Source organism: Bacillus sp. FSL K6-1006, assembly GCF_038593175.1.
In the GTDB taxonomy this organism is placed as follows: Bacteria; Bacillota; Bacilli; order Bacillales; family Bacillaceae; genus Bacillus; species Bacillus safensis.
Genome location: NZ_CP151970.1, coordinates 1,445,553 through 1,471,371 on the forward strand (window position 1 = coordinate 1,445,553; position 25,819 = coordinate 1,471,371).

The 25,819-nt window shown below is 41.9% G+C and carries 27 protein-coding genes; 23 read left to right on the plus strand and 4 right to left on the minus strand.

Annotation, left to right across the window (positions count from 1 at the left end):
- Positions 1–68: 68 nt before the first annotated feature.
- From ftsW to NSS65_RS07490, 3 genes are all read left to right on the plus strand, one after another.
- Entirely contained in the window at positions 69–1,280 is a 1,212-nt protein-coding gene (gene ftsW / locus NSS65_RS07480; RefSeq protein WP_065214322.1) for a putative lipid II flippase FtsW, read from the plus strand.
- A 79-nt stretch (positions 1,281–1,359) separates the two neighbouring features.
- On the plus strand, positions 1,360–4,806 hold the full coding sequence (gene pyc, locus NSS65_RS07485) for a pyruvate carboxylase (RefSeq protein WP_326135090.1): 3,447 nt from the start codon (positions 1,360–1,362) through the stop codon (positions 4,804–4,806).
- A gap of 98 nt (positions 4,807–4,904) precedes the next feature.
- Entirely contained in the window at positions 4,905–6,341 is a 1,437-nt protein-coding gene (locus NSS65_RS07490; RefSeq protein ID WP_326135091.1) for a deoxyribodipyrimidine photo-lyase, read from the plus strand.
- Between the two features lie 37 nt (positions 6,342–6,378).
- Here NSS65_RS07490 and NSS65_RS07495 read toward each other — a convergent pair whose 3' ends face one another.
- Positions 6,379–7,302 carry a heme A synthase gene (locus tag NSS65_RS07495; RefSeq protein WP_326135092.1) on the minus strand — a complete coding sequence of 308 codons (924 nt, stop codon included), beginning with the start codon at positions 7,300–7,302 and terminating at the stop codon, positions 6,379–6,381.
- A 393-nt stretch (positions 7,303–7,695) separates the two neighbouring features.
- Between NSS65_RS07495 and cyoE the strand changes: the two genes are divergently transcribed.
- From cyoE to ctaG, 6 genes are all read left to right on the plus strand, one after another.
- On the plus strand, positions 7,696–8,613 hold the full coding sequence (cyoE, locus tag NSS65_RS07500) for a heme o synthase (protein WP_034281660.1): 918 nt from the start codon (positions 7,696–7,698) through the stop codon (positions 8,611–8,613).
- Between the two features lie 279 nt (positions 8,614–8,892).
- A complete protein-coding gene (gene coxB, locus NSS65_RS07505) occupies positions 8,893–9,960 on the plus strand; it encodes a cytochrome c oxidase subunit II (RefSeq protein ID WP_061109797.1) in 1,068 nt (355 codons plus the stop codon).
- A gap of 175 nt (positions 9,961–10,135) precedes the next feature.
- Positions 10,136–12,007 (plus strand): cytochrome c oxidase subunit I, encoded by a 1,872-nt coding sequence (ctaD, locus tag NSS65_RS07510; protein ID WP_034281664.1) that lies wholly within the window; start codon positions 10,136–10,138, stop codon positions 12,005–12,007.
- A complete protein-coding gene (ctaE, locus tag NSS65_RS07515) occupies positions 12,004–12,627 on the plus strand; it encodes a cytochrome c oxidase subunit III (RefSeq protein ID WP_087977219.1) in 624 nt (207 codons plus the stop codon). The genes ctaD and ctaE overlap by 4 nt, the downstream gene beginning before the upstream one ends.
- Before the next feature lie 2 nt (positions 12,628–12,629).
- Positions 12,630–12,959 (plus strand): cytochrome c oxidase subunit IVB, encoded by a 330-nt coding sequence (gene ctaF / locus NSS65_RS07520; protein ID WP_024426910.1) that lies wholly within the window; start codon positions 12,630–12,632, stop codon positions 12,957–12,959.
- Positions 12,960–12,989: 30 nt separating this feature from the next.
- Entirely contained in the window at positions 12,990–13,868 is an 879-nt protein-coding gene (ctaG, locus tag NSS65_RS07525) for a cytochrome c oxidase assembly factor CtaG (RefSeq protein WP_034281665.1), read from the plus strand.
- 77 nt (positions 13,869–13,945) lie between these two features.
- Here the strand turns inward: ctaG and NSS65_RS07530 are convergent, their stop codons facing one another.
- Positions 13,946–14,311: a YugN family protein gene (locus NSS65_RS07530; protein ID WP_024426911.1), complete on the minus strand. Its 366-nt coding sequence runs from the start codon at positions 14,309–14,311 to the stop codon at positions 13,946–13,948.
- A 161-nt stretch (positions 14,312–14,472) separates the two neighbouring features.
- On the opposite strand from NSS65_RS07530, the gene NSS65_RS07535 reads away from it, so the two are divergent.
- The 9 genes from NSS65_RS07535 to coaD all read left to right on the plus strand — a co-directional run bounded on the left by NSS65_RS07535 (position 14,473) and on the right by coaD (position 19,531).
- Complete coding sequence (locus NSS65_RS07535; protein ID WP_326135157.1) at positions 14,473–14,895, plus strand: CBS domain-containing protein; 423 nt, start codon at positions 14,473–14,475, stop codon at positions 14,893–14,895.
- 122 nt (positions 14,896–15,017) lie between these two features.
- The gene (locus NSS65_RS07540; RefSeq protein ID WP_326135093.1) at positions 15,018–16,061 is read left to right on the plus strand and encodes a CAP-associated domain-containing protein; all 1,044 of its coding nucleotides are present in this window, start codon (positions 15,018–15,020) and stop codon (positions 16,059–16,061) included.
- A 110-nt stretch (positions 16,062–16,171) separates the two neighbouring features.
- Positions 16,172–16,585, plus strand: a complete 414-nt coding sequence (locus tag NSS65_RS07545) for a YlbD family protein (RefSeq protein WP_024426914.1) — start codon at positions 16,172–16,174, stop codon at positions 16,583–16,585.
- Positions 16,586–16,604: 19 nt separating this feature from the next.
- Positions 16,605–16,853 carry a YlbE-like family protein gene (locus tag NSS65_RS07550; RefSeq protein WP_024424278.1) on the plus strand — a complete coding sequence of 83 codons (249 nt, stop codon included), beginning with the start codon at positions 16,605–16,607 and terminating at the stop codon, positions 16,851–16,853.
- A gap of 73 nt (positions 16,854–16,926) precedes the next feature.
- Positions 16,927–17,334, plus strand: coding sequence for a hypothetical protein (locus tag NSS65_RS07555; protein ID WP_081124349.1), 408 nt, complete (start codon positions 16,927–16,929; stop codon positions 17,332–17,334).
- A gap of 57 nt (positions 17,335–17,391) precedes the next feature.
- Positions 17,392–17,841, plus strand: coding sequence for a YlbF family regulator (locus NSS65_RS07560; protein WP_007499807.1), 450 nt, complete (start codon positions 17,392–17,394; stop codon positions 17,839–17,841).
- Between the two features lie 65 nt (positions 17,842–17,906).
- On the plus strand, positions 17,907–18,179 hold the full coding sequence (locus NSS65_RS07565; protein ID WP_024424276.1) for a YlbG family protein: 273 nt from the start codon (positions 17,907–17,909) through the stop codon (positions 18,177–18,179).
- 280 nt (positions 18,180–18,459) lie between these two features.
- The gene (gene rsmD, locus NSS65_RS07570) at positions 18,460–19,047 is read left to right on the plus strand and encodes a 16S rRNA (guanine(966)-N(2))-methyltransferase RsmD (RefSeq protein ID WP_326135158.1); all 588 of its coding nucleotides are present in this window, start codon (positions 18,460–18,462) and stop codon (positions 19,045–19,047) included.
- Between the two features lies 1 nt (position 19,048).
- Complete coding sequence (coaD, locus tag NSS65_RS07575) at positions 19,049–19,531, plus strand: pantetheine-phosphate adenylyltransferase (RefSeq protein ID WP_024426917.1); 483 nt, start codon at positions 19,049–19,051, stop codon at positions 19,529–19,531.
- 13 nt (positions 19,532–19,544) lie between these two features.
- Here the strand turns inward: coaD and ylbJ are convergent, their stop codons facing one another.
- The gene (gene ylbJ, locus NSS65_RS07580) at positions 19,545–20,753 is read right to left on the minus strand and encodes a sporulation integral membrane protein YlbJ (protein ID WP_029707660.1); all 1,209 of its coding nucleotides are present in this window, start codon (positions 20,751–20,753) and stop codon (positions 19,545–19,547) included.
- A gap of 156 nt (positions 20,754–20,909) precedes the next feature.
- Here ylbJ and NSS65_RS07585 point away from each other — a divergent pair, with 156 nt between their 5' ends.
- The gene (locus NSS65_RS07585; RefSeq protein ID WP_041117300.1) at positions 20,910–21,689 is read left to right on the plus strand and encodes a patatin-like phospholipase family protein; all 780 of its coding nucleotides are present in this window, start codon (positions 20,910–20,912) and stop codon (positions 21,687–21,689) included.
- Positions 21,690–21,693: 4 nt separating this feature from the next.
- Positions 21,694–22,722, plus strand: a complete 1,029-nt coding sequence (locus NSS65_RS07590; RefSeq protein ID WP_024426920.1) for a SepM family pheromone-processing serine protease — start codon at positions 21,694–21,696, stop codon at positions 22,720–22,722.
- Positions 22,723–22,955: 233 nt separating this feature from the next.
- Here NSS65_RS07590 and NSS65_RS07595 read toward each other — a convergent pair whose 3' ends face one another.
- On the minus strand, positions 22,956–24,203 hold the full coding sequence (locus NSS65_RS07595) for a nucleotidyltransferase (RefSeq protein WP_065214463.1): 1,248 nt from the start codon (positions 24,201–24,203) through the stop codon (positions 22,956–22,958).
- Between the two features lie 206 nt (positions 24,204–24,409).
- On the opposite strand from NSS65_RS07595, the gene NSS65_RS07600 reads away from it, so the two are divergent.
- The 3 genes from NSS65_RS07600 to gerR all read left to right on the plus strand — a co-directional run bounded on the left by NSS65_RS07600 (position 24,410) and on the right by gerR (position 25,801).
- Positions 24,410–24,928 carry a DUF177 domain-containing protein gene (locus tag NSS65_RS07600; protein WP_019743276.1) on the plus strand — a complete coding sequence of 173 codons (519 nt, stop codon included), beginning with the start codon at positions 24,410–24,412 and terminating at the stop codon, positions 24,926–24,928.
- A gap of 21 nt (positions 24,929–24,949) precedes the next feature.
- Positions 24,950–25,123, plus strand: coding sequence for a 50S ribosomal protein L32 (gene rpmF / locus NSS65_RS07605; RefSeq protein ID WP_008354700.1), 174 nt, complete (start codon positions 24,950–24,952; stop codon positions 25,121–25,123).
- 138 nt (positions 25,124–25,261) lie between these two features.
- Positions 25,262–25,801, plus strand: a complete 540-nt coding sequence (gene gerR / locus NSS65_RS07610) for a sporulation-specific transcriptional regulator GerR (protein WP_061109804.1) — start codon at positions 25,262–25,264, stop codon at positions 25,799–25,801.
- Positions 25,802–25,819 lie beyond the last annotated feature (18 nt).

Genomic DNA, 25,819 nt, shown 5'->3' on the forward strand with positions numbered 1-25,819 from the left:
AATGTAGTAGAATAAGAACAGCTAAGAAGATATCAAGCAGTAGAAACAGACGTTAGGAAGAGGATTATATGTTAAAGAGAATGCTAAAATCGTATGACTACTCATTATTGTTCGCCATCATCTTAATCAGCGCATTCGGTTTGGTTATGGTATATAGCTCAAGTATGATTACATCTGTTATCAGATACGATGCCGCGCCAGATAACTTTTTTAAGAAACAGCTCTTATTTATGATTGTTGGAGCAGCCATCTTAATCTTTACAGCATTAGTTCCATATCAGCTGTTTTCAAATAAGAAATTCCAGATTGGTATGCTGCTGATTTCAGTTTTTTCCCTCATCTATGTGTACTTTCTCGGTCATGTTGCAGGGAACGCAAGAAGCTGGATCAAATTAGGCCCTTTTAGTCTTCAGCCAGCTGAATTTGTGAAGATTGTCGTCATCATCTATCTTGCTGCGGTGTATGCCAAAAAGCAGCATTATATTGATCATATTTTAAGAGGTGTCACGCCTCCAATCGTGATTGTCTCTATCCTGTGCGGATTTATCATTTTGCAGCCAGACTATGGGACAGCCTTTATTATTGGCATGATTGCCCTTGCGATGATTTTATGCTCAGGCTTTAGCGGCAAAACGCTTGCGAAGCTGCTGGCGCTATTTAGTGCAGTGATGGTCGTCGTGACCCCGTTTATTATTCTTTTTTGGGATAAAATTTTCACGCAAAATCGTCTCGGACGTTTTGAGAGTTTCCAAGATCCATTTAAAGATGCAGGGGCTACTGGGCATCAATTGATTAATTCATATTATGCGATTGGATCAGGCGGCTTTTTTGGACTCGGTCTAGGGGAAAGTGTTCAAAAGTACGGGTATCTTCCAGAACCGCACACAGATTTTATCATGGCAATTATCTCAGAAGAGCTTGGTTTTTTCGGCGTGTTTTTTGTTCTCGCTCTTCTTGGTTTCATCGTCGTGAAAGGTTTTTATATTGCGAGAAAGTGTGAAGATCCGTTTGGAAGTTTGCTTGCAATAGGAATTTCCTCCATGATTGCGATCCAAACTTGTATCAATTTAGGCGGTGTTTCAGGTCTTATTCCAATTACTGGGGTGACACTTCCGTTTATCAGCTACGGGGGATCGTCTATCATTTTACTTAGCATCTGTATGGGAATGCTGCTGAATATCAGCATGTTTACTGAATATAAAGAGCGTTATAAAAAGAAAAAATCAATGAGCAGACCATCGGTTGAAAAAAATGGATTGCAGAAAACTTTGAATCTTTAGAAAACAAAAGTGTACAGTTTTCATTTCTTCCTTTATTATAGAGTACATATAAAATTTTAAGGGATATGGAGGAGTGAGAATGTCACAGAGAACAATTCAAAAGGTTCTAGTTGCAAACAGAGGGGAAATCGCTATCAGAGTCTTCAGGGCCTGTACGGAGCTCAACTTACGTACAGTGGCCATTTATTCCAAAGAAGACTCTGGCTCTTATCATCGCTATAAAGCTGATGAAGCATATCTAGTTGGAGAAGGGAAAAAACCGATTGATGCCTACCTCGATATCGAGGGGATCATCGAAATTGCAAAACGAAATGACGTGGATGCGATTCATCCAGGCTACGGATTTTTATCCGAAAACATTCATTTTGCAAGACGATGCGAAGAGGAAGGCATTCAATTTATCGGTCCAACTTCTCAGCATTTAGATATGTTTGGAGATAAAGTAAAGGCGAGAGATGAAGCGAAAAAAGCTGGTATTCCAGTCATTCCAGGAAGTGACGGACCAGTTGATTCGGTCGAAGAAGTCGAAAAATTCGGTGAAGAATACGGTTACCCGTTTATTATTAAAGCTTCACTAGGCGGCGGCGGCCGGGGTATGCGCATTGTCAGATCAAAAGAAGAGCTGAAGGAAGCCTATGACCGTGCGAAGTCAGAGGCAAAAGCTGCTTTTGGAAATGACGAAGTATACGTTGAAAAGCTGATTGAAAATCCAAAACATATTGAAGTGCAGGTGATTGGAGACAATCACGGCAATATCATTCATTTATATGAGCGTGACTGCTCTGTTCAAAGGCGGCATCAAAAGGTCATTGAAGTGGCGCCAAGTGTGTCTCTAACAGATCAATTGCGTGAAGATATTTGCGAAGCAGCTGTCCAGCTGTCCAAGAATGTATCGTACATTAATGCAGGGACTGTAGAATTCCTTGTTGCAAATGGAGAGTTTTACTTTATTGAAGTCAATCCAAGGGTGCAGGTAGAACACACGATTACAGAAATGATCACAGGTGTCGATATCGTTCAAACCCAAATTCTTGTTGCAAAGGGGCATAACCTTCACAGCAAAGAAGTTGGTATTCCAAAGCAAGAAGATATCTTTACACACGGCTTTGCCATTCAATCAAGGGTCACAACAGAAGATCCTTTAAATGACTTTATGCCAGACACAGGAAAAATTATGGCCTACCGCTCAGGTGGGGGATTTGGTGTACGTCTTGATACAGGGAACAGCTTCCAAGGTGCGGTCATTACACCTTATTACGACTCACTATTGGTCAAGCTGTCTACATGGGCGCTCACGTTTGATCAAGCGGCTGCTAAAATGGTTCGAAATTTACAAGAATTCAGGATTCGCGGGATTAAAACTAACATCCCATTTCTTGAAAATGTGGCTAAGCATGAGAAGTTCCTAAAAGGGGAATACGATACATCGTTTATCGACTCAACGCCAGAGCTATTTAATTTCCCTAAGCAAAAAGACCGCGGAACGAAGATGTTGACTTATATTGGTAACGTTACCATTAATGGGTTTCCGGGTATTGCGGAGAAAAAGAAGCCTCATTTTGACAAGCCAGACGTACCGAAGCTTCCTCTTAATCAAGAGATTCCGTCTGGGACAAAACAATTGTTAGATACGCATGGACCTGAGGGACTTGCCAACTGGGTAAAAGAACAAAATAACGTCCTTTTAACTGACACAACCTTTAGAGATGCGCATCAGTCTCTGCTTGCGACACGCTTCAGAACACATGATTTAAAGAAAGTTGCCCAGCCGACAGCAGGTTTATGGCCAGAGCTGTTTAGTATGGAAATGTGGGGCGGGGCTACATTTGATGTTGCGTACCGTTTCTTAAAAGAAGATCCTTGGGAACGATTGAAAGAGCTTCGTCAAGAAGTGCCAAACACGCTGTTCCAAATGCTGTTAAGATCATCAAATGCTGTCGGATATACAAACTATCCGGATAATGTGATCAAAGCATTTGTAAAAGAATCAGCCGAGGCAGGCATTGATGTGTTCCGTATTTTCGACAGCTTAAACTGGGTCAAAGGCATGACGCTTGCCATTGATTCTGTTCGGGAATCAGGCAAAGTGGCAGAGGCGGCGATTTGTTATACGGGAGATATTCTTGATCCATCTCGTCCAAAATATGATCTTGATTACTATGTATCTCTTGCAAAAGAGCTTGAATCTGCCGGCGCACATATTTTAGGTATTAAAGATATGGCGGGGCTATTAAAACCGCAGGCAGCCTACGAGCTAGTCTCTGCTTTAAAAGATGAGCTTACGATCCCTATCCATCTTCATACGCATGACACGAGTGGAAATGGACTGTTCACCTATGCAAGAGCGATTGATGCAGGTGTTGATATTGTGGATGTTGCCGTCAGCTCTATGGCAGGACTCACATCGCAGCCAAGTGCAAGCTCACTTTATTATGCTTTAGATGGTCATGAAAGAAAGCCAGACATGAACGTCCAATCTGTCGAACGCCTTTCTCAATACTGGGATTCCGTCAGAAAATACTATCATGAATTTGAAAGCGGCATGAATTCGCCTCATACAGAAATTTATGAGCATGAAATGCCTGGCGGTCAATATAGTAACTTGCAGCAGCAGGCGAAAGGTGTCGGTCTTGGCGAGCGCTGGAATGAAGTAAAGGAAATGTACAGACGTGTGAATGACATGTTTGGTGATATTGTAAAGGTAACACCATCCTCTAAAGTAGTTGGAGATATGGCACTTTATATGGTGCAAAATGATCTAACAGAAGAAGATGTTTATGAAAAAGGCGCAACACTAGACTTCCCGGATTCTGTTGTGGAATTATTTAAAGGCTATTTAGGCCAGCCGCATGGCGGATTCCCAGAAAAGCTGCAAAAGCTGATTTTAAAAGGGGAAGAGCCTCTTACTGTCAGACCTGGTGAGAAGCTGAAGCCAGTGGACTTTGAAGACATTAAGAAGCAGTTCAAAGAATCTCATGACCTGACGTTAACAGAGCAAGACGCAATTGCGTATGCCTTATATCCGAAAGTCTTTTCTGAATTTGTCCAAACAGCAGAAAGCTATGGTGACATCTCTGTTCTTGATACACCAACGTTCTTCTACGGGATGAGGCTTGGAGAAGAGATTGAGGTAGAAATCGAAAAAGGAAAAACCCTGATTGTCAAACTCGTATCAATTGGTGAACCGAATCCAGATGCCACAAGAGTTCTTTACTTTGAGTTAAATGGCCAGCCGCGTGAAGTGGTGATTAAGGATGAAAGCATCAAATCCTCCGTTCAAGAAAAAATGAAGGCGGACCGTTCAAATCCAAATCACATCGCCGCATCGATGCCAGGCACTGTCATCAAAGTACTCGTGGAAAAAGGGCAGAAAATTTCACAAGGTGAGCATTTGATGATCAATGAAGCCATGAAAATGGAAACGACTGTACAAGCACCATTTTCTGCGGTCGTAGATGAAATACATGTGACAAATGGAGAACCGATTCAAACCGGTGATCTGTTAATCGTATTAAAGCCTGAATAAGAAGTGAGACACATCCACCGTGATGTGTCTTTTTTGAGCGCATTAAAATGTGCAGCAGCCAGTGAGAGTGATTACACTATAGAGTGAGGTGAAGAAAGTTGGACAACATTGTTGTGATTTGGTTTCGCCGGGATATGCGATTAGATGATCATATCGCCTTGTCAAAAGCGATCACATATGCAAAAAAACACGAGTACAAATTATTTGCTCTTTATCATCTAGATCCATTTTTTACTGAAATGGACCTCGATTTAAACAACGAACATTTTTTTCAAAACTTGGCGCATTTTATCAAGAAAGCAAGAGAATCTCAAATGTATGTTCATCTTCTCTATGGTGATGTCTTGCGTGCCTTTCAGCAAGTTATCGATGTGTATGACATCAAAGCTGTCTTTTTTAATGAAGATCAAGTGGGAATCGGTCAAAAGCGTGACCATCAAGTAACCGCTTTTTTAGAAAAGAAGGGCATTCATGTATCAAAATGGCAAGATACACACCTTCACGGGGCGCAAGATATTTTAAAAAGGGATGGCACTCATTATCAAGTGTTTACTCCATACTATCAATCATGGCGAAAGCAAGAGAAGCAGCCTGTGATAAAAGTTGACAAATCATTTCTCAGCAGCGCTCATACGATTTGTGATGAGTCACTTTCACACAAAGGGAATAACAAACTGCGCAGTATAATCATGAGATGCTCAAGAAAATTTGATCAAATCGGCTCACACAAAGCGATGAACACGCTGCATGACTTTAGCCAAAAAAGACTAACACGTTACCATGAAAAACGAGATATGCCATCTGTTTTTGGAACGAGCAAGCTGTCACGTTTCTTAAAAACAGGGACCATCTCAATTCGAACGATCTTTCATGCGGTACATAAGGAAGCACTGTTTGAAGACGAGGGCAGAGAAACCTTTATCAAAGAGCTGGCGTGGCGAGATTTTTACCATATGATTTATGCTCATTATCCAGAGATGAAAGAAAAAGAAATCAATTCAGCGTTTCAAGGGATGAAATGGAATGAAGATGAGACGCTGTTTGAAGCATGGTGTAAAGGTGAAACAGGCTTTCCTCTCGTTGATGCAGGGATGAGACAATTAAATGAGGAAGGCTGGATGCATAATCGTTTAAGAATGGTCACTGCCTCATTTTTAACAAAGGACTATTTGATTGATTGGAGAAAGGGAGAAGCGTATTTTGCAAAAAAGCTTGTGGATTATGATGAGGCTTCGAATATCGGAGGATTTCAGTGGGCAGCTTCTGTTGGGACAGATGCCGTGCCGTACTTCCGTATTTTTAACCCAACGACCCAGTCGAAGCGGTTTGATCCAAGCGGGGAATATATTAGAAGATATGTACGAGAGCTAGAGCATGTTGAGGAAAAATGGATTCATGAACCAATTAAAATGCCGATAGATGAACAACGGAAATCGAGCTGTGTGCTGGGTGATACATACCCGCTGCCGACAGTTGATCACAAGGAAAGACGCAAAAAAGCCATCTCGCTATTCGAAGAAGCAAAACGACAATAAAGAATCCCCCTCTCTACATGAAAGGGGGATACAATTTTTATCTAAATGGCTCTTTGCTTTCATATTTAAACCGGGCAATAAGTAAGCAGAAGTAGCATAGCACCCCAAACAAACAAGAAATAAAGAATGAATGAGCCAGCGCGTAACCAAGTGCAAGCTGAGAATAAACAGACATCACACCTGAAATGGCTTGAAGTGTAATGAGAATGGCTGAAATGATCCATCCATAATACAGCTGCTTCTGTTCTTTATAATGTTTTATGGCATGGAACATAGCGACAAATATCCAGACGAATAAAAGAAGTGCTGCTGCTCGGTGAGACATTTGAACCCACTGATTAAAATACGCTGGAAGCGCACCGTCTTTTGAACAAAACGGGAAGACAGAACAAGCAAGGCTTGACTTTGTATGTCTCACATAAGCGCCCGTATATACCACGATATACGTATACGTGATCAACCCATAAATATGGAACTGCATTTTTTTGCCGATATGAAGCGGCTTCACAAGTTTTGTTTCAGTTCTGGTTGCTTCAAAGACAAGAAGTGCAAGCAGTAATACTGAAGCAAATGAAATGAGTGAAATACCGAAGTGCAGTGCCATCACAAGTGCGTTAGAACCAAATACGACGGCAAGAGCTCCTAACAGCGCTTGAAGCATTAAAAATATAATGGACATGATGACCAAAAATTTGGTTTCACGGAATACTGGACTAATTTTTTTCCAGCATAAGACCGCCAGTGCCAGAACAAGAATGGTGGAAACCCCTGTTGACATACGGTGACTCCATTCGATGATGGAAGCGGGGTTCATTTCAGGAAAGAAACGACCGTGGCAAAGGGGCCACTGTCTACCGCAGCCAAGACCCGAACCGGTTTTCGTCACAAGCGCACCGCCAATCAGTACGATCAGCATCACAAACGTTGTGATCACGCTCAATAGCCTTAAAGCAAATTTCATCAAATTATTTCACCTTCTCTAAAAAACTTCTGATGTAAATGAAAACCTCACATGCTCTCAAGTTTAAGCCAAATGCGTGTTCTGTTGCAATTCATAATGACCAAAGTTCACAAAAAAATGATATGTTAGTTCACAAAGTTTACAGATTTAGAGTGCTTGATCTTTCTTTGACAGTCTGATAGAAATAGAGGAGAGAATATTTCATTTTGCACCGCCTTCTGAAACACACATATATCCTAATAAATTCACGAAAAGTTCACAAATAACTTCAAGTTTGTCGTTTATTATTTAATAGGATGTTTTTTTACAGCTGTTTATCTTGTATGATAGAGTTGTAATGATTTTACGTGTCATTCTTTCGTTTGAAGGTTTGGGCAAGGGAGGTTATACACATTGGCAAATTCCAAAACAGCCGCGGAAGCAGCTATTCATGGACAAATAGAAGAAACAACAGCGTGGAAAGATTTTCTTGCTCTGATTAAAATGGGCATCGTCAATTCCAATTTCATTACGACATTTACTGGAATGTGGCTTGCTTTTTATTTTACAGGTATGAGTTTTCTTGGAAATCTTGATATTGTGCTGTTAACAATGATTGGTTCTTCTCTTATTATTGCCGGTTCATGCGCAATTAATAATGCGTTTGACCGTGATATTGATATATTAATGGAAAGAACAAAAACAAGACCGACGGTTACAGGTAAAATTCAGCCGGGGCAAGCGTATGCATTTGGCATTCTGCTTGTTGTATTAGGACTCATTATGCTTCTGATGACAACCATTACATCAGCAGTGATTGGATTTATTGGAGTCTTTACTTATGCGGTTCTTTACACCATGTGGTCTAAACGCCATTACACGATCAATACAGTTATCGGAAGTGTATCTGGCGCGGTTCCGCCATTAATCGGCTGGACAGCTGTCACAGGTACAATCGACACAACGGCTTGGGTTTTGTTTATGATTATGTTCATTTGGCAAATCCCGCACTTCCTGTCACTTGCGATTAAGAAAACGGAAGATTACCGTAAGGCGGGCATTCCAATGCTGCCAGTTGTTTACGGCTTTGAAGTCACAAAACGCCAGATCATCATTTGGACAGCATGTCTTCTACCGCTTCCATTTTTCTTAGGTGGATTAGGATGGCCGATTGTCGCACTTGGTACATTGCTTAATATTGGATGGCTTGTTATTGGCCTTATGGGCTTTAAAATGAAAGACATCATGAAGTGGTCGACGCTCATGTTCGTTTATTCATTAAACTACTTAACCATCTTTTTCGTAGCGATGATTATTATTACACTATTCTAGAGTGAAATACACTTTGATCACATCAAAACAAAGGCTATATCTTATAACACAACATTTTCTAACAACTATGAAAGCCGCCTGATATTCAGTTCTATTTAGGCGGCTTTCTGTTTATACATAGATGGTATTTTGAGTAAAAACATCATTTTTTTATGAAAAGAGGAAATGTAAGTGCTTTTATAAGAGGCGGGGGTTATAGATGGGTGAGAAGTGATTTTATAAATAAGAGGTAAAAAGCGAAAGGCAAAGGAGATCAAGCAAAAGGGGTTGGGACAAATTATGATAAGAAAATGGCGTGTTTATTCACTGTTTCTCTTACTGACGCTCGTTTTGGCGGGCTGTGGTGAACCATACTTATCAACACTCAAGCCAGTTGGGGAAGTAGCAGATAAACAGTTTTTCCTAACGGTACTGAGTACACTTATTATGGTTCTTGTCGTCATTGTTGTATCGATCATTTTCTTTTACGTCATCATTAAATTCAAACGTTCTAAAGTGGGAGAAGATACGATTCCAAAGCAGGTGGAAGGGAACCGCAACTTGGAAATCACATGGACAGCGATTCCGATTCTTCTACTCATTATTCTCGTTGTACCTGTTGTTGCATACACGCTTGAACTAGGGGACACAAGCGCTATGGATAAGAAAAAACGAGATCCTGAAAAGACACTTGTTGTTAATGTAAGGGCCAGCTTATATTGGTGGGAATTTGAATACCCTGATTATGGGATTGTCACAAGTCAGGAATTGATCGTACCAACAGATCAAAAGGTGTACTTTAAGCTGAAAGCATCCGATGTCAAACACTCATTCTGGATTCCATCGGCTGGCGGTAAAATTGATACAAACACAGATAATGAGAACAAATTTTATTTAACCTTTGACTCGAAACGAACGAAAGATGCAGGGGAATATTTCTACGGGAAATGTGCGGAGCTTTGCGGGCCGTCACATGCTTTAATGGACTTTAAAGTTAAAACGCTTTCTCAAGATGAGTTCTTAGGATGGACGAAAAAAATGGCTGATTACAAGAAGCCTGAATCCACAAAGGATCTCGCTTTAGAGGGTGAAAAGCTATTTAAAGAGAAAAACTGCTTAAGCTGTCACGCAGTAGAGCCTGGTGACAAGCGGCCGGAAGCAGCAAGGACAGCACCAAACCTTGCGACCTTCGGAGAGCGAACGAAAGTAGCTGGAATCAAAGACATGAACAAAGAAAATGTGAAAGCATGGCTGAAAGATCCGGAAAGCTTTAAACCAGGTAATAAAATGACAGGAACGTACCCTAAATTAAATGACTCAGAAGCAGATGCACTTTACGAGTATTTAAAAGGTCTTAGAATCGAGTAACGCCTAGAGCAAATATTCAAGAGGGTATGTGATCAATGTGAAGTTTTTGTTAAGAGCTCCCGAATATGTCTCTACAACCGAGAAGCCGTCATCTGTCAGACATAGTCTGCTTAAAGGATCGTGAAGAAAGACATCTATATGAAAAGGGGCAAATGGGAGATAAGAGGGGGATTTCATGGTGAGTACAATAGCTAAAAAGCGGGGGTTTGGCGCTGTCTTATGGGATTACTTGACAACGGTTGACCACAAAAAAATTGCCATATTATATTTAGTGGCAGGGGGATTTTTCTTTTTGGTTGGCGGGATAGAAGCGATGTTTATCCGTATTCAGCTAGCCATCCCTGAAAGTGATTTTGTCAGTGCAGGGGTTTACAATGAAATCATGACGATGCATGGAACGACAATGATTTTCCTTGCAGCTATGCCGCTTTTATTTGCATTAATGAATGCGGTTGTACCAATTCAAATTGGTGCACGTGACGTAGCATTTCCGTTTGTGAATTCACTTGGTTTTTGGTTATTCTTTTTCGGAGGAATTTTCTTAAACCTTGGATGGTTTATGGGCGGAGCACCTGATGCTGGCTGGACTGCATACGCTTCGCTCACGCTGAATTCAGAAGGGCATGGAATGGATTTCTATATTTTAGGTTTGCAGATTGCGGGTATTGGTACGCTGATTGCCGGGATTAACTTTCTTGCAACGATTATTAACATGAGAGCGCCTGGCATGACGTATATGAGAATGCCGCTCTTTACTTGGACGACATTTGTCGCCTCTGCACTTATTTTATTCGCATTCCCGCCGCTGACAGCAGGGCTTGCGATGCTGATGCTTGATAGAATGTTTGACACGAGCTTTTTCAATCCAGAGCTTGGAGGAAATACAATCATCTGGGAGCATTTGTTCTGGATTTTCGGACACCCGGAAGTATATATCTTGATCCTGCCGGCATTCGGGATCTTCTCTGAGATCATTCCGGTGTTTGCAAGAAAAAGATTGTTTGGTTACTCGTCCATGGTGTTCGCTACTGTATTGATTGGTTTCCTTGGATTCATGGTATGGGCGCATCACATGTTCACTACGGGGCTTGGACCTATCGCCAATGCGATCTTTGCTGTAGCGACCATGGCAATTGCGGTGCCAACAGGAATTAAAGTATTCAACTGGCTGCTCACGATATGGGGCGGTAATGTGAAGTTTACAACGCCGATGCTTTATTCTGTTGCCTTTATTCCGTCGTTCTTACTTGGCGGGGTAACTGGGGTCATGCTTGCGGCAGCTGCAGCGGATTATCAGTTCCATGATACGTATTTTGTTGTGGCGCATTTCCATTACGTCATTATCGGCGGGGTTGTATTCGGTATTCTAGCAGGTGTGCATTACTGGTGGCCGAAGATGTTTGGAAAAATACTGAATGAGAAGCTTGGAAAAATTGGCTTTGTGCTGTTTTTCATCGGTTTCCATTTAACTTTCTTTATCCAGCATTTTCTCGGTCTATGGGGCATGCCGCGCCGGGTCTTTACATTCCTGCCAGGTCAGGGTCTCGAGCTTGGGAACTTGATCAGTACAATTGGGGCACTGTTTATGTTTGTAGCTGTTGTGATCATGCTGATTAATATCATCTGGACAACAGCCAAAGGGGAGCGTGTATCGAGCGATCCTTGGGGAGATGGAAGAACACTTGAATGGGCAGTGTCTTCGCCTCCGCCAGAATACAATTTTAAACAGCTTCCGCTTGTCAGAGGACTAGATCCATTATGGATTGAAAAAATGGATGGTAAAAAAGGAATGACAGCATCTGAACCGCTCGATGATATTCACATGCCGAATAACTCCATCTTGCCTGTCATTATCTCATTCGGTCTATTTGTGTCAGCGTTTGGTTTCATGTATCGTCAAGAGCACAGCTGGGGGCTTCCGGTGATCTTCATTGGTCTTGGCATTACGTTTGCGACCATGCTGGTTAGGTCTCTGAAAGATGATCATGGATACCATATTCACAAAGAAGATTTGACTGACGACGATGATAAAGGGGTGAAAGCATAATGGAACCACAAAAAATGACGGCGGAAACCTTTCCGGCTTCTCCTGAGAAGGCCACGTTAGAAGGGAAGAATAAGTTTGTCGGGTTCTGGCTGTTTCTTGGAGGAGAAACCGTTCTGTTTGCATCGCTTTTCGCCACTTATTTGGCGCTGAAAAACTCAAATGCAGGCGGAGCAAAAACAACTGATATGTTTGACCTCACACTTGTCTTTATTGCCACAATGCTTCTATTAACGAGCAGTTTAACGAGTGTGTATGCCATGTATCATATGAAAAACTTTGCCTTTAAAAAGATGCAGCTTTGGCTTGGTATCACGGTCCTTTTAGGTGCTGGATTTTTAGGGGTTGAGATTTATGAGTTTTATCACTATGTGCATGCGTATGAGTTTACGATTACCAGCTCAGCTCTTGGTTCTTCCTTCTATACACTTGTAGGAACTCACGGAGCTCACGTTGCCTTCGGACTTTGCTGGATTACCGCTCTTATGATTCGAAATATGAGACGCGGACTTGATTTATACAATGCGCCGAAATATTATGTGGCAAGTCTCTATTGGCACTTCATTGATGTTGTGTGGGTCTTCATCTTTACCGTTGTATATTTAATGGGAATGGTGGGATAAGAATGGGAAATAAAAACACAAATCAGTCCAAAGTCGATCTTGTATATCGTAAAAAGAAAAATGCCGAGGAAATGAAGCATCAGCTCATTTCCTTCGGCTTGATGATTGGATTAACATTTGTTGCGTTTTTAACGATCGCCTCAGAAGACGTTGGAAATTGGTTCGCAGTACCATTTATTTTACTGCTTGCAGGCATTCAGGTAGCTTTTCAGCTTTATTATTTTATGCACATGAACCAAAAAGGGCATGAAACACCCGCCTTGTTTCTATACTCAGGTGTGTTTGTTGCGTTTATTACCGTATTAGCCTTTTTGACCATTATATGGTGGTAAACCCGCTTTGCCCTTGAAGGAGGCGCAGCAATGGAGAACTTAGAAATATTCGGATTTCGGGCATTATGGAGCCCTTATTATTTGACTTGTATTGTGATAGCAGCTGCTCTTTATCTGCTTCTTGTGACAAAGGGAAAGCACCGTGCGACGGTGAAAGAGAAAACGTTATTTCTGACGGGGCTTGTTCTGTTATATGCTGTGAAAGGGAGCCCAATTGATTTAATGGGGCATATTATGTTTAGTGCACATATGGCGCAAATGGCGGTGCTATACCTAGTCATCCCGCCTCTCCTTATTACAGGATTGCCTCCAGCCATATGGGAGCGGATCATTCAAACACCAGGTATTCAAGCTGTTTTCCGTTTGTTTTCCAAACCTTTAATTGCACTGCTTGGATTTAACGGATTGTTTTCGCTGTATCACATTCCGCTTGTGTTTGATTTTGTGAAAACAGATCCGTTTTACCACGCATTGATGACGGTGGTTATTTTTATCGCTGCCTTTTTCATGTGGTGGCCGCTTGTCCATAAAGTCCAAAGTCAGCCGCAGATCACAGGCATTTTGAAGCTTGGATATATCATGGCAGACGGGATATTGATGACTCCGGCCTGCGCACTCATCATGTTTAGTGAGGCACCGATTTATGCAACCTATTCAGATGCAGGCGCCTGGATACAAGCACTGCATTTATGTGTGCCAAGTGATATGCTTGCTGGCCTTGCTCTCACTGGCCCTGATATGTTCCACACCTTGCCGCTGCTAGAGGATCAGCAGCTAGGTGCCATTTTAATGAAAATTATTCAGGAGATTGTGTACGGCTCTATTCTTGCTGTTGTCTTCTTTGACTGGGCAAGAAAAGAAAGAGCGAAAGATGCCGTACCAGATGCGCTTATTCCGAAATATGAATAAAAAAAGCACAGCCAGATGGCTGTGCTTTCATCTTATTAGAAAAAGGGCTAAAATAAAGAATATTTTAGCCCTTTGTTTTATGCTTCAGCCGTCATGGCTTCTAGTTTTTCCTTCAGCTGTGCAAGTGTTTTTTTGCTCGATTGGATGAGAGACTTAGGGAATTCTTCGCCTTCGCCGTATTCAACGCCATGTGGATAATAGTGTTTTCCAAGTAATGGTGTTAGAAGCTGAATGTGTGCCTTTTTGGCACCGACATCTCCTTCAGTAGCGTAGCCGGAAATCCGTAAATAAAAGGTTCCCTCTACCATGCTGTACTTTCTGTCGTATGTCACACGCTCATAATCCCATTGATCGGCTCGTACAAATCCTTCGCTTTCCATAATGAAATCTAATTTATTTAAGTCAGCTGATACCTCTTCAATCCCCGTACCTTCAAACTTCACCCAAAACCCCTCCTTATAAAATTTCCCTTTACTGACAATCATAGTATGAAAGCGTTAAACTTTCAACTGTGAAAGGTATGTTCTTTTATAAGCTGGTTACAGTAATAAAGAAAATAACGGATGGAGGAATCAACGTGAAAACGAAAAAAATCAAAGATATTATGACAAAAAAAGTAGTGACATGCCAGCAAGATGACAATACGTATGAAGCAGCAGTCAAAATGAGAGATGCTGATATCGGTGCCATTCCAGTGGTTGAAGGAGATCAGCTCGTTGGGATAGTGACAGACCGTGACCTTGTGCTTAGAGGCATTGCAGAAAAAAAGCCAAACTCACAGGAAGTGGGCTCGCTGATGACAAAGGAAGTACTAACAGCTGAAGAAGATGCAACACTTGAAGAAATTGTCCGGCTCATGTCAGAGCATCAGCTCCGCCGCATTCCTGTTGTAAAAAACGGCGCATTAACAGGGATTGTCGCTCTAGGAGATTTATCAGTCGAAGATTTATCAAATGATCGCGCGGGAGAGGCACTGACAGAAATCTCTCAACAGGATCAAGATCATGGACAAGGATTTCTTCATTAAGAGGGGCATATTTTAAATTCGTGTTAAATAGGCTGTATTGTCGTTGATAAATGGAGCAAGTTTTGTTTAAATGACAGTAGAAGGTACTTTTTGTACCTTGCCAATTTAACGGAGGTGTTTATTTGAAAACTGTGCTCAAAACACTCCTCATCCTCCTGATTATATCTGGAACGTACGTTCTGTTTATTCAATATGGATCTTCACCAGAAAAAGAAAACAGCAATGAACCGAAGGTGTCTAATGAAGAAACATCTAGCGATAAGCCGATCAACATCCCGAAAAAGGGACTCATGTCCTTTATGGGGAAATCTTCAAACGAAGTGCTTAAACAGCTGGGAGAACCAGATCGCATTGATCCTTCCGCATATGATTATGACTGGTGGATTTACAACCAATCGAAGAAGCACTATATTCAAGTAGGGGTAAAGGATAGTAAAGTGGTGACCTTGTTTGCAACAGGAGACGGACTGAATGTAGAACCGTTTAAAATCGGTCAAGCCACAAGTGAAGTATTTAAGAAAACACAAATTGCACCTTACATTCATGTAGAGGATGAACAAAATTCATACCGCTTTGAATTCTCAGAAGATGATATGAATACAAGACCCACTGTGAAAGTGGGAGATGATGTGTATGTTCAGCTTTACATGGATAAGTTTGAAAGCACCCTTTCAAGTATCAGGGCCTTCAACGCAGATACATTTGTGAAACAAAAGCCGTATGAGGTGGTCTATCGAGGTCAATTGATAGAACCTGAGGCGATATCAGGAGAAAAGTGGAAAGATATCGAAGCTTCCAGTCAAAAACAAATTTTTGATATGACCAATATTATCCGCCATAAGTACGACCTGCCGATCTTAAAGTGGGATGATGAAACCTCTGAAGTGGCCTTCATGCATAGTGAGGACATGAAAGAGAATCATTATTTCTCCCATGAATCTAAAAAATACGGTACGCTGAAAGACCGGTTAGAAAGAGGCGAGGTGGGCTTTCAGCTCGCAGGTGAAAACATTGCTTATAACTATGTCGATGGACCCGCAGCGGTAGAGGGCTGGCTCAATAGTGAAGGTCACAGGAAGGCGTTATTAAATAAAGATTACACGCATCTTGGCGTAGGGGTAAAAGAAAAATATTACACCCAAAATTTCATCAAGAAAACATCTTAAACGAAAGCAGCTGCATGGTCGCAGCTGCTTTTTTGATGGTTAAAAAGAGGCTCACCAAAACAGATGCTGATGTATATAGTATAGTAGGCATTTGTATGGGGGGTGAGGATATGACAAACAAGCAAAAACAAACATCCATTGATGAATTTAAACAATTCGTCAGACGCCATCCGAAGTTAATTCAAGAAGTGCAATCGCAAGAAAAAAGCTGGCAAAGTGTATACGAGAATTGGGTCATGTTTGGTGAGGAAGATGAGATGTGGTCACCTTACCGGCAATCGAAATCTGAAGATGCGAAAGAAGAAAAAGCCTCTAAGCCAAGTGAAACAGGAAAAGCAGATTTTATGTCTAAAATGGTTTCTGCTGTGAAAAAAATGGACGCTGATCAAATGAATGAACAGATTAACAAAATGAGCCAGTCTATTTCCTCTTTACAAAGCTTACTCGGCCAATTTTCATCCAATGGTTCAAAGAAAGGTTCATCTGGAGGCAGTCAGCACCCATTCTCCTTCAGGAAAGATTAAGTGAAAGGGGATGCTTCTGGTGCGAAAAGAAGTACAGGAATTTGTCATGGCCGAAGAGGAGCGAATCAAATTCATAAGGCAGCGTCCTATCTGGTACAGACAGCTGACGCGGCATCCTGAAAATCTAACGTCCTTTGAATTAGATAAAATGAACTTTTACGAAAAAACCATTCCTCATCGTGTGAGTCAGTTGAGCAATAGCGTCCAAATGGCTGAAATGATGATTCAAATGTTCCAAGCAATGCGCAATCAAAATGGAGCCGGCTGAGGCTTTTTTTGAGTTGATTAAGATGTCTATTTCCTGAGCATCCTATAAAAGTATATGAAAGGAGAATCAGATGATGAAATGGATGCTGTCAATAGGCGCATTGCTTTTTCTTGTCACCGGGTGTCAAAGTCAACATGGAGAAGAGCAAGTGATTAAGCAAGACCCAGCAGTACCAGTCATGCAGCAAGCCCAAAGCGCAATGAAGCAGCAAGGCTTTTTGAAATACAAAGTGCAAGGGTCGTCTGTCTATATAGAAAGTACACTTCAAGATTTTCATCTTCAGCCAGAGCGTCTGAAAAAGAACGAGAAGGCGGGATATTTTACAGTGTATGTAGACGGGAAACGTGCAGGGAATGAGTATACCGCGGCATTTGTGGTCAAGCATCTTTCAAAAGGAAAGCATAAAATGACCGTTGTGCTGAATTCCCGTCATCCAGAATATCAACAGAAAAGAGAGACATGGGATGTATTTGTCACGTAAAAGCATTTTCTGATCCATAGGTTTCGTGGTAAACTATGAATTGGAGGTGCAACATTTATGTATGCGACAATCGAATCTGTGGAGCTCCAAGAGGAAGCAAATCAATTGGCTGCCATGATTCTTCAGTCGGAGGAGGCTGAACATTACCGCAACTGCTTTAAGCGTCTCCAGCAAGACGAAGAAGCCCAACAAATTATTGCCCATTTTACAAAAGTAAAAGAGCAGTATGAGGATGTGCAGCGGTTCGGCAAGTATCATCCGGACTATAGAACGATCTCAAAGGAAATGCGTGAGGTCAAAAGAAAGCTAGATCTTCACGATACAGTGGTTGATTTCAAAAAAGCAGAAACAGCGATTCAATCCATCTTAGATGAGATTAGTATTGAAATCGGTCAAGCTGTATCAGCATATATTAAAGTTCCAACAGGGAACCCATATTTTGATGGTCTATCATCATGCGGCGGCGGCTGTGGATCAGGTGGCAGCTGCGGCTGTAAAGTATCTTGACGAGACTTGAATGTCTCGTCTTTTACATAATGAATGAAAAGAATTGAAAAGCGGCAGGTGAAAAGATGGAAACCAAACGTCAAGGGATGGTTGTCTGGCTGCATTCGTTAAAGCAGTCAAAAGCGCTAAGAAAATTCGGGAATGTTCACTATATTTCAAGGAAAATGAAATATGCCGTGATCTATTGTGATATGGATGATCTTGAGCGCCATATGGCTAAACTCAGCTCGTTACCATTTGTGAAACGTGTTGAGCCTTCATATAAACCTTTTATTAAATTAGAGTACGAATCCAAATTGGACAAAGCAAAAGAGTATGATTATAAGGTGGGCTTTTAAAGACACAAAAAAATCCCCGCGGCATCACCCGCGGGGTCCTTCTATTCTTAATGATTCATTAAGGAGAAGGCAAAGGGAGAGGAGAAACCGGAGGAAGAACTTATGGGGAAACGTAAGTCTTCTCCGCGGTTGGCAACAGCACCACATCAGATGCTGTTATAAGTAGTATGACCCCGGATTTCTTGATCTATACATAGAAAATGAATGAATATCATTGCATTGTTCCTTGAGGAGTGATGTGGTAAGATAATGTTGAATTTTTTGTCATAAACAATGACGAATAGAAGCAAGCAGAAAAAGTGGTGGAAAAATGAGAGTCATCTCTGGAACGAGAAAAGGCCGCACTCTTAAAGCGGTACCAGGTCAATCAACAAGACCGACGACAGATAAAGTAAAAGAATCAATATTTAATATGATCGGCCCGTATTTTGATGGCGGATGGGCTCTTGATTTATTTGCAGGAAGCGGTGGTTTAGGGATTGAAGCGCTTTCTAGAGGATTCGATCATTGCATATTTGTTGATCGAGATATAAAGGCGATTCAGACGATTAAAGGAAACCTGAATCAATTGACGCTAATGGATCAAAGTGAAGTGTTTCGAAATGAAGCAAAGCGTGCACTCGCAGCTGTTGTGAAACGAGAGGAATCCTTTCAAGCCATTTTCCTTGATCCGCCCTATAAAGATCAACAGCTAAAAGCACTTCTTGAAATGATTGACGAGCACGCCTTGTTAACAGATGACGGCGTGATCGTGTGTGAGCATGATAAAGACGTGAAGCTGCCAGAAGAAGCAGGGCAGCTCCACATCACAAGACAGGAACTGTACGGATTGACTGGTATTACGATTTATAGAAAGCGGGGAAATTAGCATGGGGAACATAGCCGTTTGTCCGGGCAGCTTCGATCCAGTTACATTGGGGCATTTGGATATCATCAAAAGAGGTGCAAAGATTTTTGATGAAGTGTATGTATGTGTATTAAATAACTCATCTAAAAAACCGTTATTTACTGTTGAAGAACGGTGTGAGCTTATTCGCCAAGCGACGAAGGAGCTGCCAAATATCAAAGTTGAATCGTTTCACGGCCTGCTTGTTGATTATGCAAAGCAAAAAGAAGCCAAAGTCATTTTACGCGGATTAAGGGCTGTGACGGACTTTGAGTATGAGATGCAAGGCACCTCAATGAACAAAGTGTTAGACGATGAAATTGAAACGTTTTTTATGATGACCAACAATCAGTATTCCTTCTTAAGCTCCAGTATTGTCAAAGAAGTAGCGAAATATCATGGGGCAGTCAAAGATCTTGTACCAAAAGAGGTAGAAGCAGCGCTGAAGGAAAAATTTAATGGATGAGTGCACCCAGCACTCATCCATTTTTTAATTTCCGATAGTACAGTGCGATATACACAATCAAGCTGCAAAGTGTGATCAAAGGACCAGCTGTCACAAGCTGATTCCAAACCACGCTGCTGAACATGACGACCTGCTGGCCTGCATCAAAGGCACCCGCTGGGAGAGCCATGTCTGATCGAGAGACATAAAGAGGCTTGAATAATAAAAAGGCAAAAACAGCTGCATAAATTCCGTGAAGCAAACGGGCGAAGAAAAACGGTTTAAAGCGGATATCGGTTGCCGCCAAAATGCCGGCGACTTGGGCTTGAACAGAAAACCCGCTGAATCCTAAAATAAAGCTGACGACAATGGTTTTAGCGAGAAGGGTGACTTCCTGTGACCCCGCCATCTGGCTTCCTAATGTGATTTCAAATAAACCGGCAATCATGGCAAGGTCTAATTCTGGCGGAAGATGCATCGTTTGCAGCATATATCCGAGCCCGATGGATAAAAGGTCTGTCACATGGACAACTGACAGCATTTTGCTAAACACAGAAAATAAGATAATAAAGCCGCCAATCATAAAGAGTGTTTGGACTGATGACATGACTGCATCACTTAAAATTTGGCCGAGCGGTCTTTTCTCTGCGAGTCTTGCTGTATGAAGAGCATTGAATGCCTCTTTAAACGGCGGGAATAAAAACTTCTTGCGGCTTCTTAGGTGTGCATCATGCCGCGCTTTATACGCGCGCATCGTCACACCAACAGCGAGATTCCCTAAATAATGAGCGCTGGCGAGTACAATGCCTAAAGCTGGGTGATGAAAAAAACCAACAGCCACCGCACCGAAAATAAACAATGGATTTGATGAATTTGTAAAGGAAACGAGACGCTCTGCTTCGATCCGCGTCAGCTGCCTTTCCTGCCTCAGTCTTGTCGTTAATTTCGCACCAGAAGGAAACCCTGAAGCCATTCCCATAGCCAGTACAAATCCGCCTACACCCGGCACCCGGAAGATGGGGCGCATAAATGGCTCTAATAATACCCCGACAAATCTGACAATCCCGAAACTAATTAATAGCTCGGACAAAATAAAAAAAGGAAGCAATGATGGAAATACAACCTCCCACCACATTGCAAGTCCATTTTTCGACGCTTGCAAAGAGGCTTGTGGATGTGTAATCACAGTGGCTGTTAAAAAAATAAAAAAAGCAGCGATGAACAGAGTGTTCCATTTTTTCATGGAGATTTCGCCCCTTGCCGTTATGATCTATTGGCGAGCTCGTGATATTAGAAAAAGAAACTAGCCGAGCCTGTCTTCTATTACTATACGAGCAGTAGGGGCATGTTTAGACCTATAGATTCGTATATATGCATAGAAAGAGGAGGGTGGATTTTCATGAAGCGACCGATCATCGGGCTTGCACTAGGCTCCGGGGGTGCGAGGGGAATGGCGCATATCGGGGTATTGTCTAGTCTTGAGAAGCAAGGAATACAGGTAGATATGATTGCTGGAAGCAGTATTGGCGCACTTGTTGGGAGCTTTTATGCGGCAGGACAAGACGTAGAAAAAATGAAAAAACTTGCACTTGTCTTCAGAAGAAAGTATTATGCTGACTATACACTGCCAAAAATCGGTCTTTTAAAAGGAAATCGAATTTTGCAGCTGATTCACACGTTTACATATGGGAAAACATTCGAAGAATTAAGAATGCCCCTTGCGGTGGTTGCCTGTGACCTCGAAACAGGGGAGAAGGTTGTGTTTAAAGAAGGGTCTGTCTCACAAGCAGTCAGAGCAAGCATCAGCATTCCAGGCGTGTTTGTTCCTCACGAAATGGGCGGCAGACAGCTAGTGGATGGAGCGGTTGTTGACCGCATTCCTGTGTCTGTTTTAAAAGAAATGGGCGCAGACCTTATTATCGCCTCTGATGTATCAAGGGTGAAAAAAACAGAAAAGGCGACGAGATTATCGGATGTGATTATGCAAAGTTTGGACATCCTTCAAAATGAATTGGTCCGTCATCAAACCATTCATGCAGATCTCATGATCCGGCCGAGGCTTGAAACATTTAGCTCTAGTTCGTTCACCCAGGTTCAGGAGATGATTGAAGCTGGTGAGCTCGCCGCAGATCAACTAGCAGGTAAACTGAAAGATGTCATTGATAAATGGGAGTGTTAATCGAATGAAAAAATTGAATATTCGCTGGCTCAGCTTTTTTGTCGTTGTTCTTGTCTTATTTGGCTTAACTTTTGTTAAACTGCCGTATTACGTGACAAAGCCGGGTGATGCAACAGAGATTGCCCCTCACATTCAAGTGGACGGTGGATACGGCGAGAAGGGCAGCTTCTCTCTTATGACGATAAAAGTAGGTCCAGCCAATCCGTATACGTATTTACTTGCGAAAATGAATAAATATGACGAGATCGTCCCAGAAGAAAATATTAAAGCGGACGGAGAGTCGGATGAAGATTATATGAAAAGACAGCTTCAGCTGATGAAAAGCTCTCAAGAAAATGCCATGATTGCAGCGTATACAAAAGCAGGCAAAAAAGTAGATTATACGTTTAATGGGGTATATGCGAGCTACGTCATGAAAGGCATGCCTGCTTATGGCAAAATTGAAGTGGGCGACCGGATTAAAAGCGTTGATGGCAAGACGTATGATTCTGCTGATAAAATGGTGTCGTATATCAGCCGTCAAAAAGCTGGTACATCTGTCCGTTTTGTCCTTGAACGAAACGGCAAGGATATCACGCAGAAAGTGAAGTTAAAACCTTTTAAAGAAGAGCCGAACCGAGTTGGAATTGGCGTATCATTATTTACAGACCGAAATGTGAAAGTCTCGCCTTCCATTAAGGTCGATATTGAAAATATCGGCGGCCCGTCGGCAGGTTTAATGATGTCACTTGAAATTTATAACCAGCTGACAAAAGAAGACGAAACACATGGTTATGCGATTGCAGGGACTGGAACGATTGACGCTGATGGTACGGTCGGGCCAATTGGCGGAATAGATCAAAAGGTTGTTGCAGCAGATAAAGCAGGAAAAGATATCTTCTTTGCACCAAACGATAAAGGTGATCCAAATTCAGACTACAAAAATGCAGTGAAAACAGCAAAAGATATTAAAAGTAATATGAAAATCGTTCCTGTGGACACAATGCAGGACGCACTGAACTATTTAAACAAGTTAAAAGAGAAAGCATCTTAAGTGAAAAAAGAGCAGCCTTTATCACAGGCTGCTCTCAGCGTGTAGACAAACCCTCGCATTCGGTGTCAGGTCTCTGCGCCGGTACTCACGAATGTCAAATTCGCTCCGTTCCGGTGCTCGCCCTTCCTAGACTTCAAAGGTTTTCTATCACGCTGAAAAGAGGACAAAGGACTAAAATAAAGATCCTTTTAGCCCTTTGTCAACAATCAGAGAGCAGCCTTAGGCTGCTTTTTTTATCGAGATTGGAAGAGACCAGTCTCTTCATCATAGCGGATCGGTGAGGTTTTAAATTCTGCTTCTGTTAACTTTGTTTGCATTGGTTCGCTGATGGGAAGGCTGAAGACGCGGGAAGCGCGAATGTCAAGATCAAGGGCAGGATGTGAAAAGGAAGACAGCTTGCTGACAAGCGGTACGTCCAATTCCTTTTTTACAAGAGATAAATATTGCTGACCTTTCTTTGACATACCAAGTAAACGAATGTATGGTGCTTGTTTCTCCTTTAGCAGCTCATGCATGACCGTTTTCTTCACCCTCATTAAAAGGTGCGTATTCATCCGCTGCAGCCTTGTCCACGTATATCGTTTTGTTTTCACAAGTGATAGATATTCCTCGTAGGAGGACGCATGTGTGATCGCCTTTTGCATGCGGTGTTCGATGCCTTCTTCAATTTCATAGATGCCTTCTAGTTCTGCTGTATCCATTGTGTGAAACACATGTTTTAAGAAGCTGAAATAGTCTTCTTGCGTATGTAAAAGATCATAAGAAGAATAATAGTCATGTAATTGCTTAAGCGAGGCTTCCGGGAGATAAGAGGCGACAGTTTCAAATGACCCATTCTCTTTTAAGGCTTTTCGGATGCTTGTAGCGCTTGCGATTTTCTGATGTTTAGGAAGCTCTTGATCATGATAACCGGATGCAATTCTTTGAGAGGTAAAGGGCTCTATGTGAGGAGATCTCTCTAAGATGGCTTTGACATAATGGAAGCCTAAAATGTTATTAGGCCTAGACAGATCCAGTAAGTGTTTCGGATCAATGACCTCTTGAAACGCAGCGGCAGCGGCAGCCGGATAACTAAGACCTTCTTTTACCTTTGCTTTTGTGAAAAGGTCGATTTCTTCTTTTTTCTCATGCCAAGCGTGAGCTGTTCGCTCAAATGCTTTGATGTTTCCGTCCTCACTTCCGAAAAAAAGGGAGCGGCATTTTAAAGCATCTAGAATAGACACAGCGCCGTTTGCAAAGGTTTCTGCCTTTTGCACTGCATATATGTATGGAAGCTCACACACGATGTCTACACCGTTTTGCAATGCCATTTTTGTTCGTGCCCATTTGGAGACGATAGCGGGCTCTCCGCGCTGGAGAAAGGATCCGCTCATGACGGCAATGGCTACATCTGAGGAGGTATGTGTTTTCGCCTGGCGAACATGATAGGCATGTCCATAATGAAATGGATTGTACTCGACAACAACTCCTGTTGCTTTCAATAGATGTTCCGCCTTTCTTGCTATGGTTAAATGGTCTATGCTACAGTAGCATAAGGGAAAAATGAAGCCCATTTTTTTCAGTGTAGGCATTCCGTGAACTGATGTCAAACAACGCTCTGACATCACAAAGGACTGTAAAGAAAAAATATTGACAAATAGCATGATGAAAGCTATAATCATGTTTGTTGCTCTTAGAGGTGATACAATTGAAATGGACAGTTTATCAGTTACATCAAAAAGCTAAAAACAGCTTCGATTTTCATGAGACGGTTGACTTAAATGAACTTACTAGCCTTCATTCAGATATACGTCGTATTTCACCGGTAGAGGTGAAAGGGACTGGAGTGATCGAATCAAAGCAAGTCGCATTTGATTTAACCATCACAGGTGAAATGACATTGCCTTGTTCAAGAACGCTTGTTGATGTAAATTATCCATTTGCGATTTCAACGAAAGAACTATTTGTACTTCATAAGACAGACGATATAGAAGATGAAGACGTATCTGTTGTAGAAGACGATATCATCGACTTAACGCCTATAGTCAAGGAAGAAATTCTTCTTGAAGTGCCGATGCAAATCTTTTGCGACCAAACAGACGTAAAAGGTGCTGCACCACAGGAAGGGAATGACTGGGCGGTCATTTCGGAAGATGCACATCAAAACCGAATTGATCCGCGTCTGGAAGGCTTGAAGAAGCTCTTAGAAGAAAATAATGAATCTTAACTCTTTAAGGAGGTGGGAATAATGGCTGTACCTTTTAGAAGAACTTCTAAAATGAAAAAAAGATTGCGTCGTACGCATTTCAAACTACAAGTACCTGGTATGGTAGCTTGCCCAGAATGCGGTGAAATGAAAATTTCTCATCGTGTCTGCAAATCTTGCGGAACATACAAAGGCAAAGACGTAAAAAGCAACTAATGCTTGATAAAAAAGCGTAAGGGAATCTTCCCTTGCGTTTTTTTATTTGTCTATTTTTTAGGTTTCTCTCCTGCAAATAGTCTATCTACTCTAGTAAGCGCATATGATGTGGTATTCAGATTCAGGGGGGATGATCAATTGACGATTACAAGGCAGGACGCATGGACACAAGATGAAGATTTACTTTTAGCAGAAGTCGTCTTAAGGCATATTCGAGATGGAGGAACGCAGCTTTCCGCATTTGAGGAAGTCGGGAAAGCATTGTCAAGAACAGCGGCAGCATGTGGCTTCAGGTGGAATTCATACGTCAGAAAACAATATCAGGCAGGCATTGAGCTGGCGAAAAAACAGCGAAAAGAACTGCGTAAAAAGATTGGGATTCATTCCTCGGGTTTACCACAGAATACGTTAACGATAGAAGAAAAGGCAACTTCAGATCAGGCTGAATTGACCTTGCGAGAAGTGATTCAGTTTTTAGAGAAGCTTGAAAAAGAACCGGCTGGCTCAGCTTATTTACGCGAAGAACTGGCGGACACGCAGCATCAACTGAAGTCGCTCACAGAAGAAAATGAACATTTGAAGCGGCAATTAAAAATGACGGAAGAAGATTACCGGGCACTTATTGGGATTGTTGAAAGAGTCAAACAGAATATCAACTTAAAAGAATATGCTAAATAAGAAAACGCCCCTCACAGA

What these genes read in the sequence shown, in the direction of transcription:
- ftsW (WP_065214322.1), top strand. Translation starts at nt 69, where the DNA reads ATGTTAAAGAGAATGCTAAAATCGTATGACTACTCATTATTGTTCGCC.
- pyc (WP_326135090.1), top strand. Translation starts at nt 1,360, where the DNA reads ATGTCACAGAGAACAATTCAAAAGGTTCTAGTTGCAAACAGAGGGGAA.
- NSS65_RS07495 (WP_326135092.1), bottom strand. Translation starts at nt 7,302, where the DNA reads ATGAAATTTGCTTTAAGGCTATTGAGCGTGATCACAACGTTTGTGATG.
- coxB (WP_061109797.1), top strand. Translation starts at nt 8,893, where the DNA reads ATGATAAGAAAATGGCGTGTTTATTCACTGTTTCTCTTACTGACGCTC.
- ctaD (WP_034281664.1), top strand. Translation starts at nt 10,136, where the DNA reads ATGGTGAGTACAATAGCTAAAAAGCGGGGGTTTGGCGCTGTCTTATGG.
- ctaF (WP_024426910.1), top strand. Translation starts at nt 12,630, where the DNA reads ATGGGAAATAAAAACACAAATCAGTCCAAAGTCGATCTTGTATATCGT.
- ctaG (WP_034281665.1), top strand. Translation starts at nt 12,990, where the DNA reads ATGGAGAACTTAGAAATATTCGGATTTCGGGCATTATGGAGCCCTTAT.
- NSS65_RS07535 (WP_326135157.1), top strand. Translation starts at nt 14,473, where the DNA reads ATGACAAAAAAAGTAGTGACATGCCAGCAAGATGACAATACGTATGAA.
- NSS65_RS07545 (WP_024426914.1), top strand. Translation starts at nt 16,172, where the DNA reads ATGACAAACAAGCAAAAACAAACATCCATTGATGAATTTAAACAATTC.
- NSS65_RS07555 (WP_081124349.1), top strand. Translation starts at nt 16,927, where the DNA reads ATGAAATGGATGCTGTCAATAGGCGCATTGCTTTTTCTTGTCACCGGG.
- NSS65_RS07560 (WP_007499807.1), top strand. Translation starts at nt 17,392, where the DNA reads ATGTATGCGACAATCGAATCTGTGGAGCTCCAAGAGGAAGCAAATCAA.
- NSS65_RS07565 (WP_024424276.1), top strand. Translation starts at nt 17,907, where the DNA reads ATGGAAACCAAACGTCAAGGGATGGTTGTCTGGCTGCATTCGTTAAAG.
- coaD (WP_024426917.1), top strand. Translation starts at nt 19,049, where the DNA reads ATGGGGAACATAGCCGTTTGTCCGGGCAGCTTCGATCCAGTTACATTG.
- ylbJ (WP_029707660.1), bottom strand. Translation starts at nt 20,753, where the DNA reads ATGAAAAAATGGAACACTCTGTTCATCGCTGCTTTTTTTATTTTTTTA.
- NSS65_RS07585 (WP_041117300.1), top strand. Translation starts at nt 20,910, where the DNA reads ATGAAGCGACCGATCATCGGGCTTGCACTAGGCTCCGGGGGTGCGAGG.
- NSS65_RS07590 (WP_024426920.1), top strand. Translation starts at nt 21,694, where the DNA reads ATGAAAAAATTGAATATTCGCTGGCTCAGCTTTTTTGTCGTTGTTCTT.
- rpmF (WP_008354700.1), top strand. Translation starts at nt 24,950, where the DNA reads ATGGCTGTACCTTTTAGAAGAACTTCTAAAATGAAAAAAAGATTGCGT.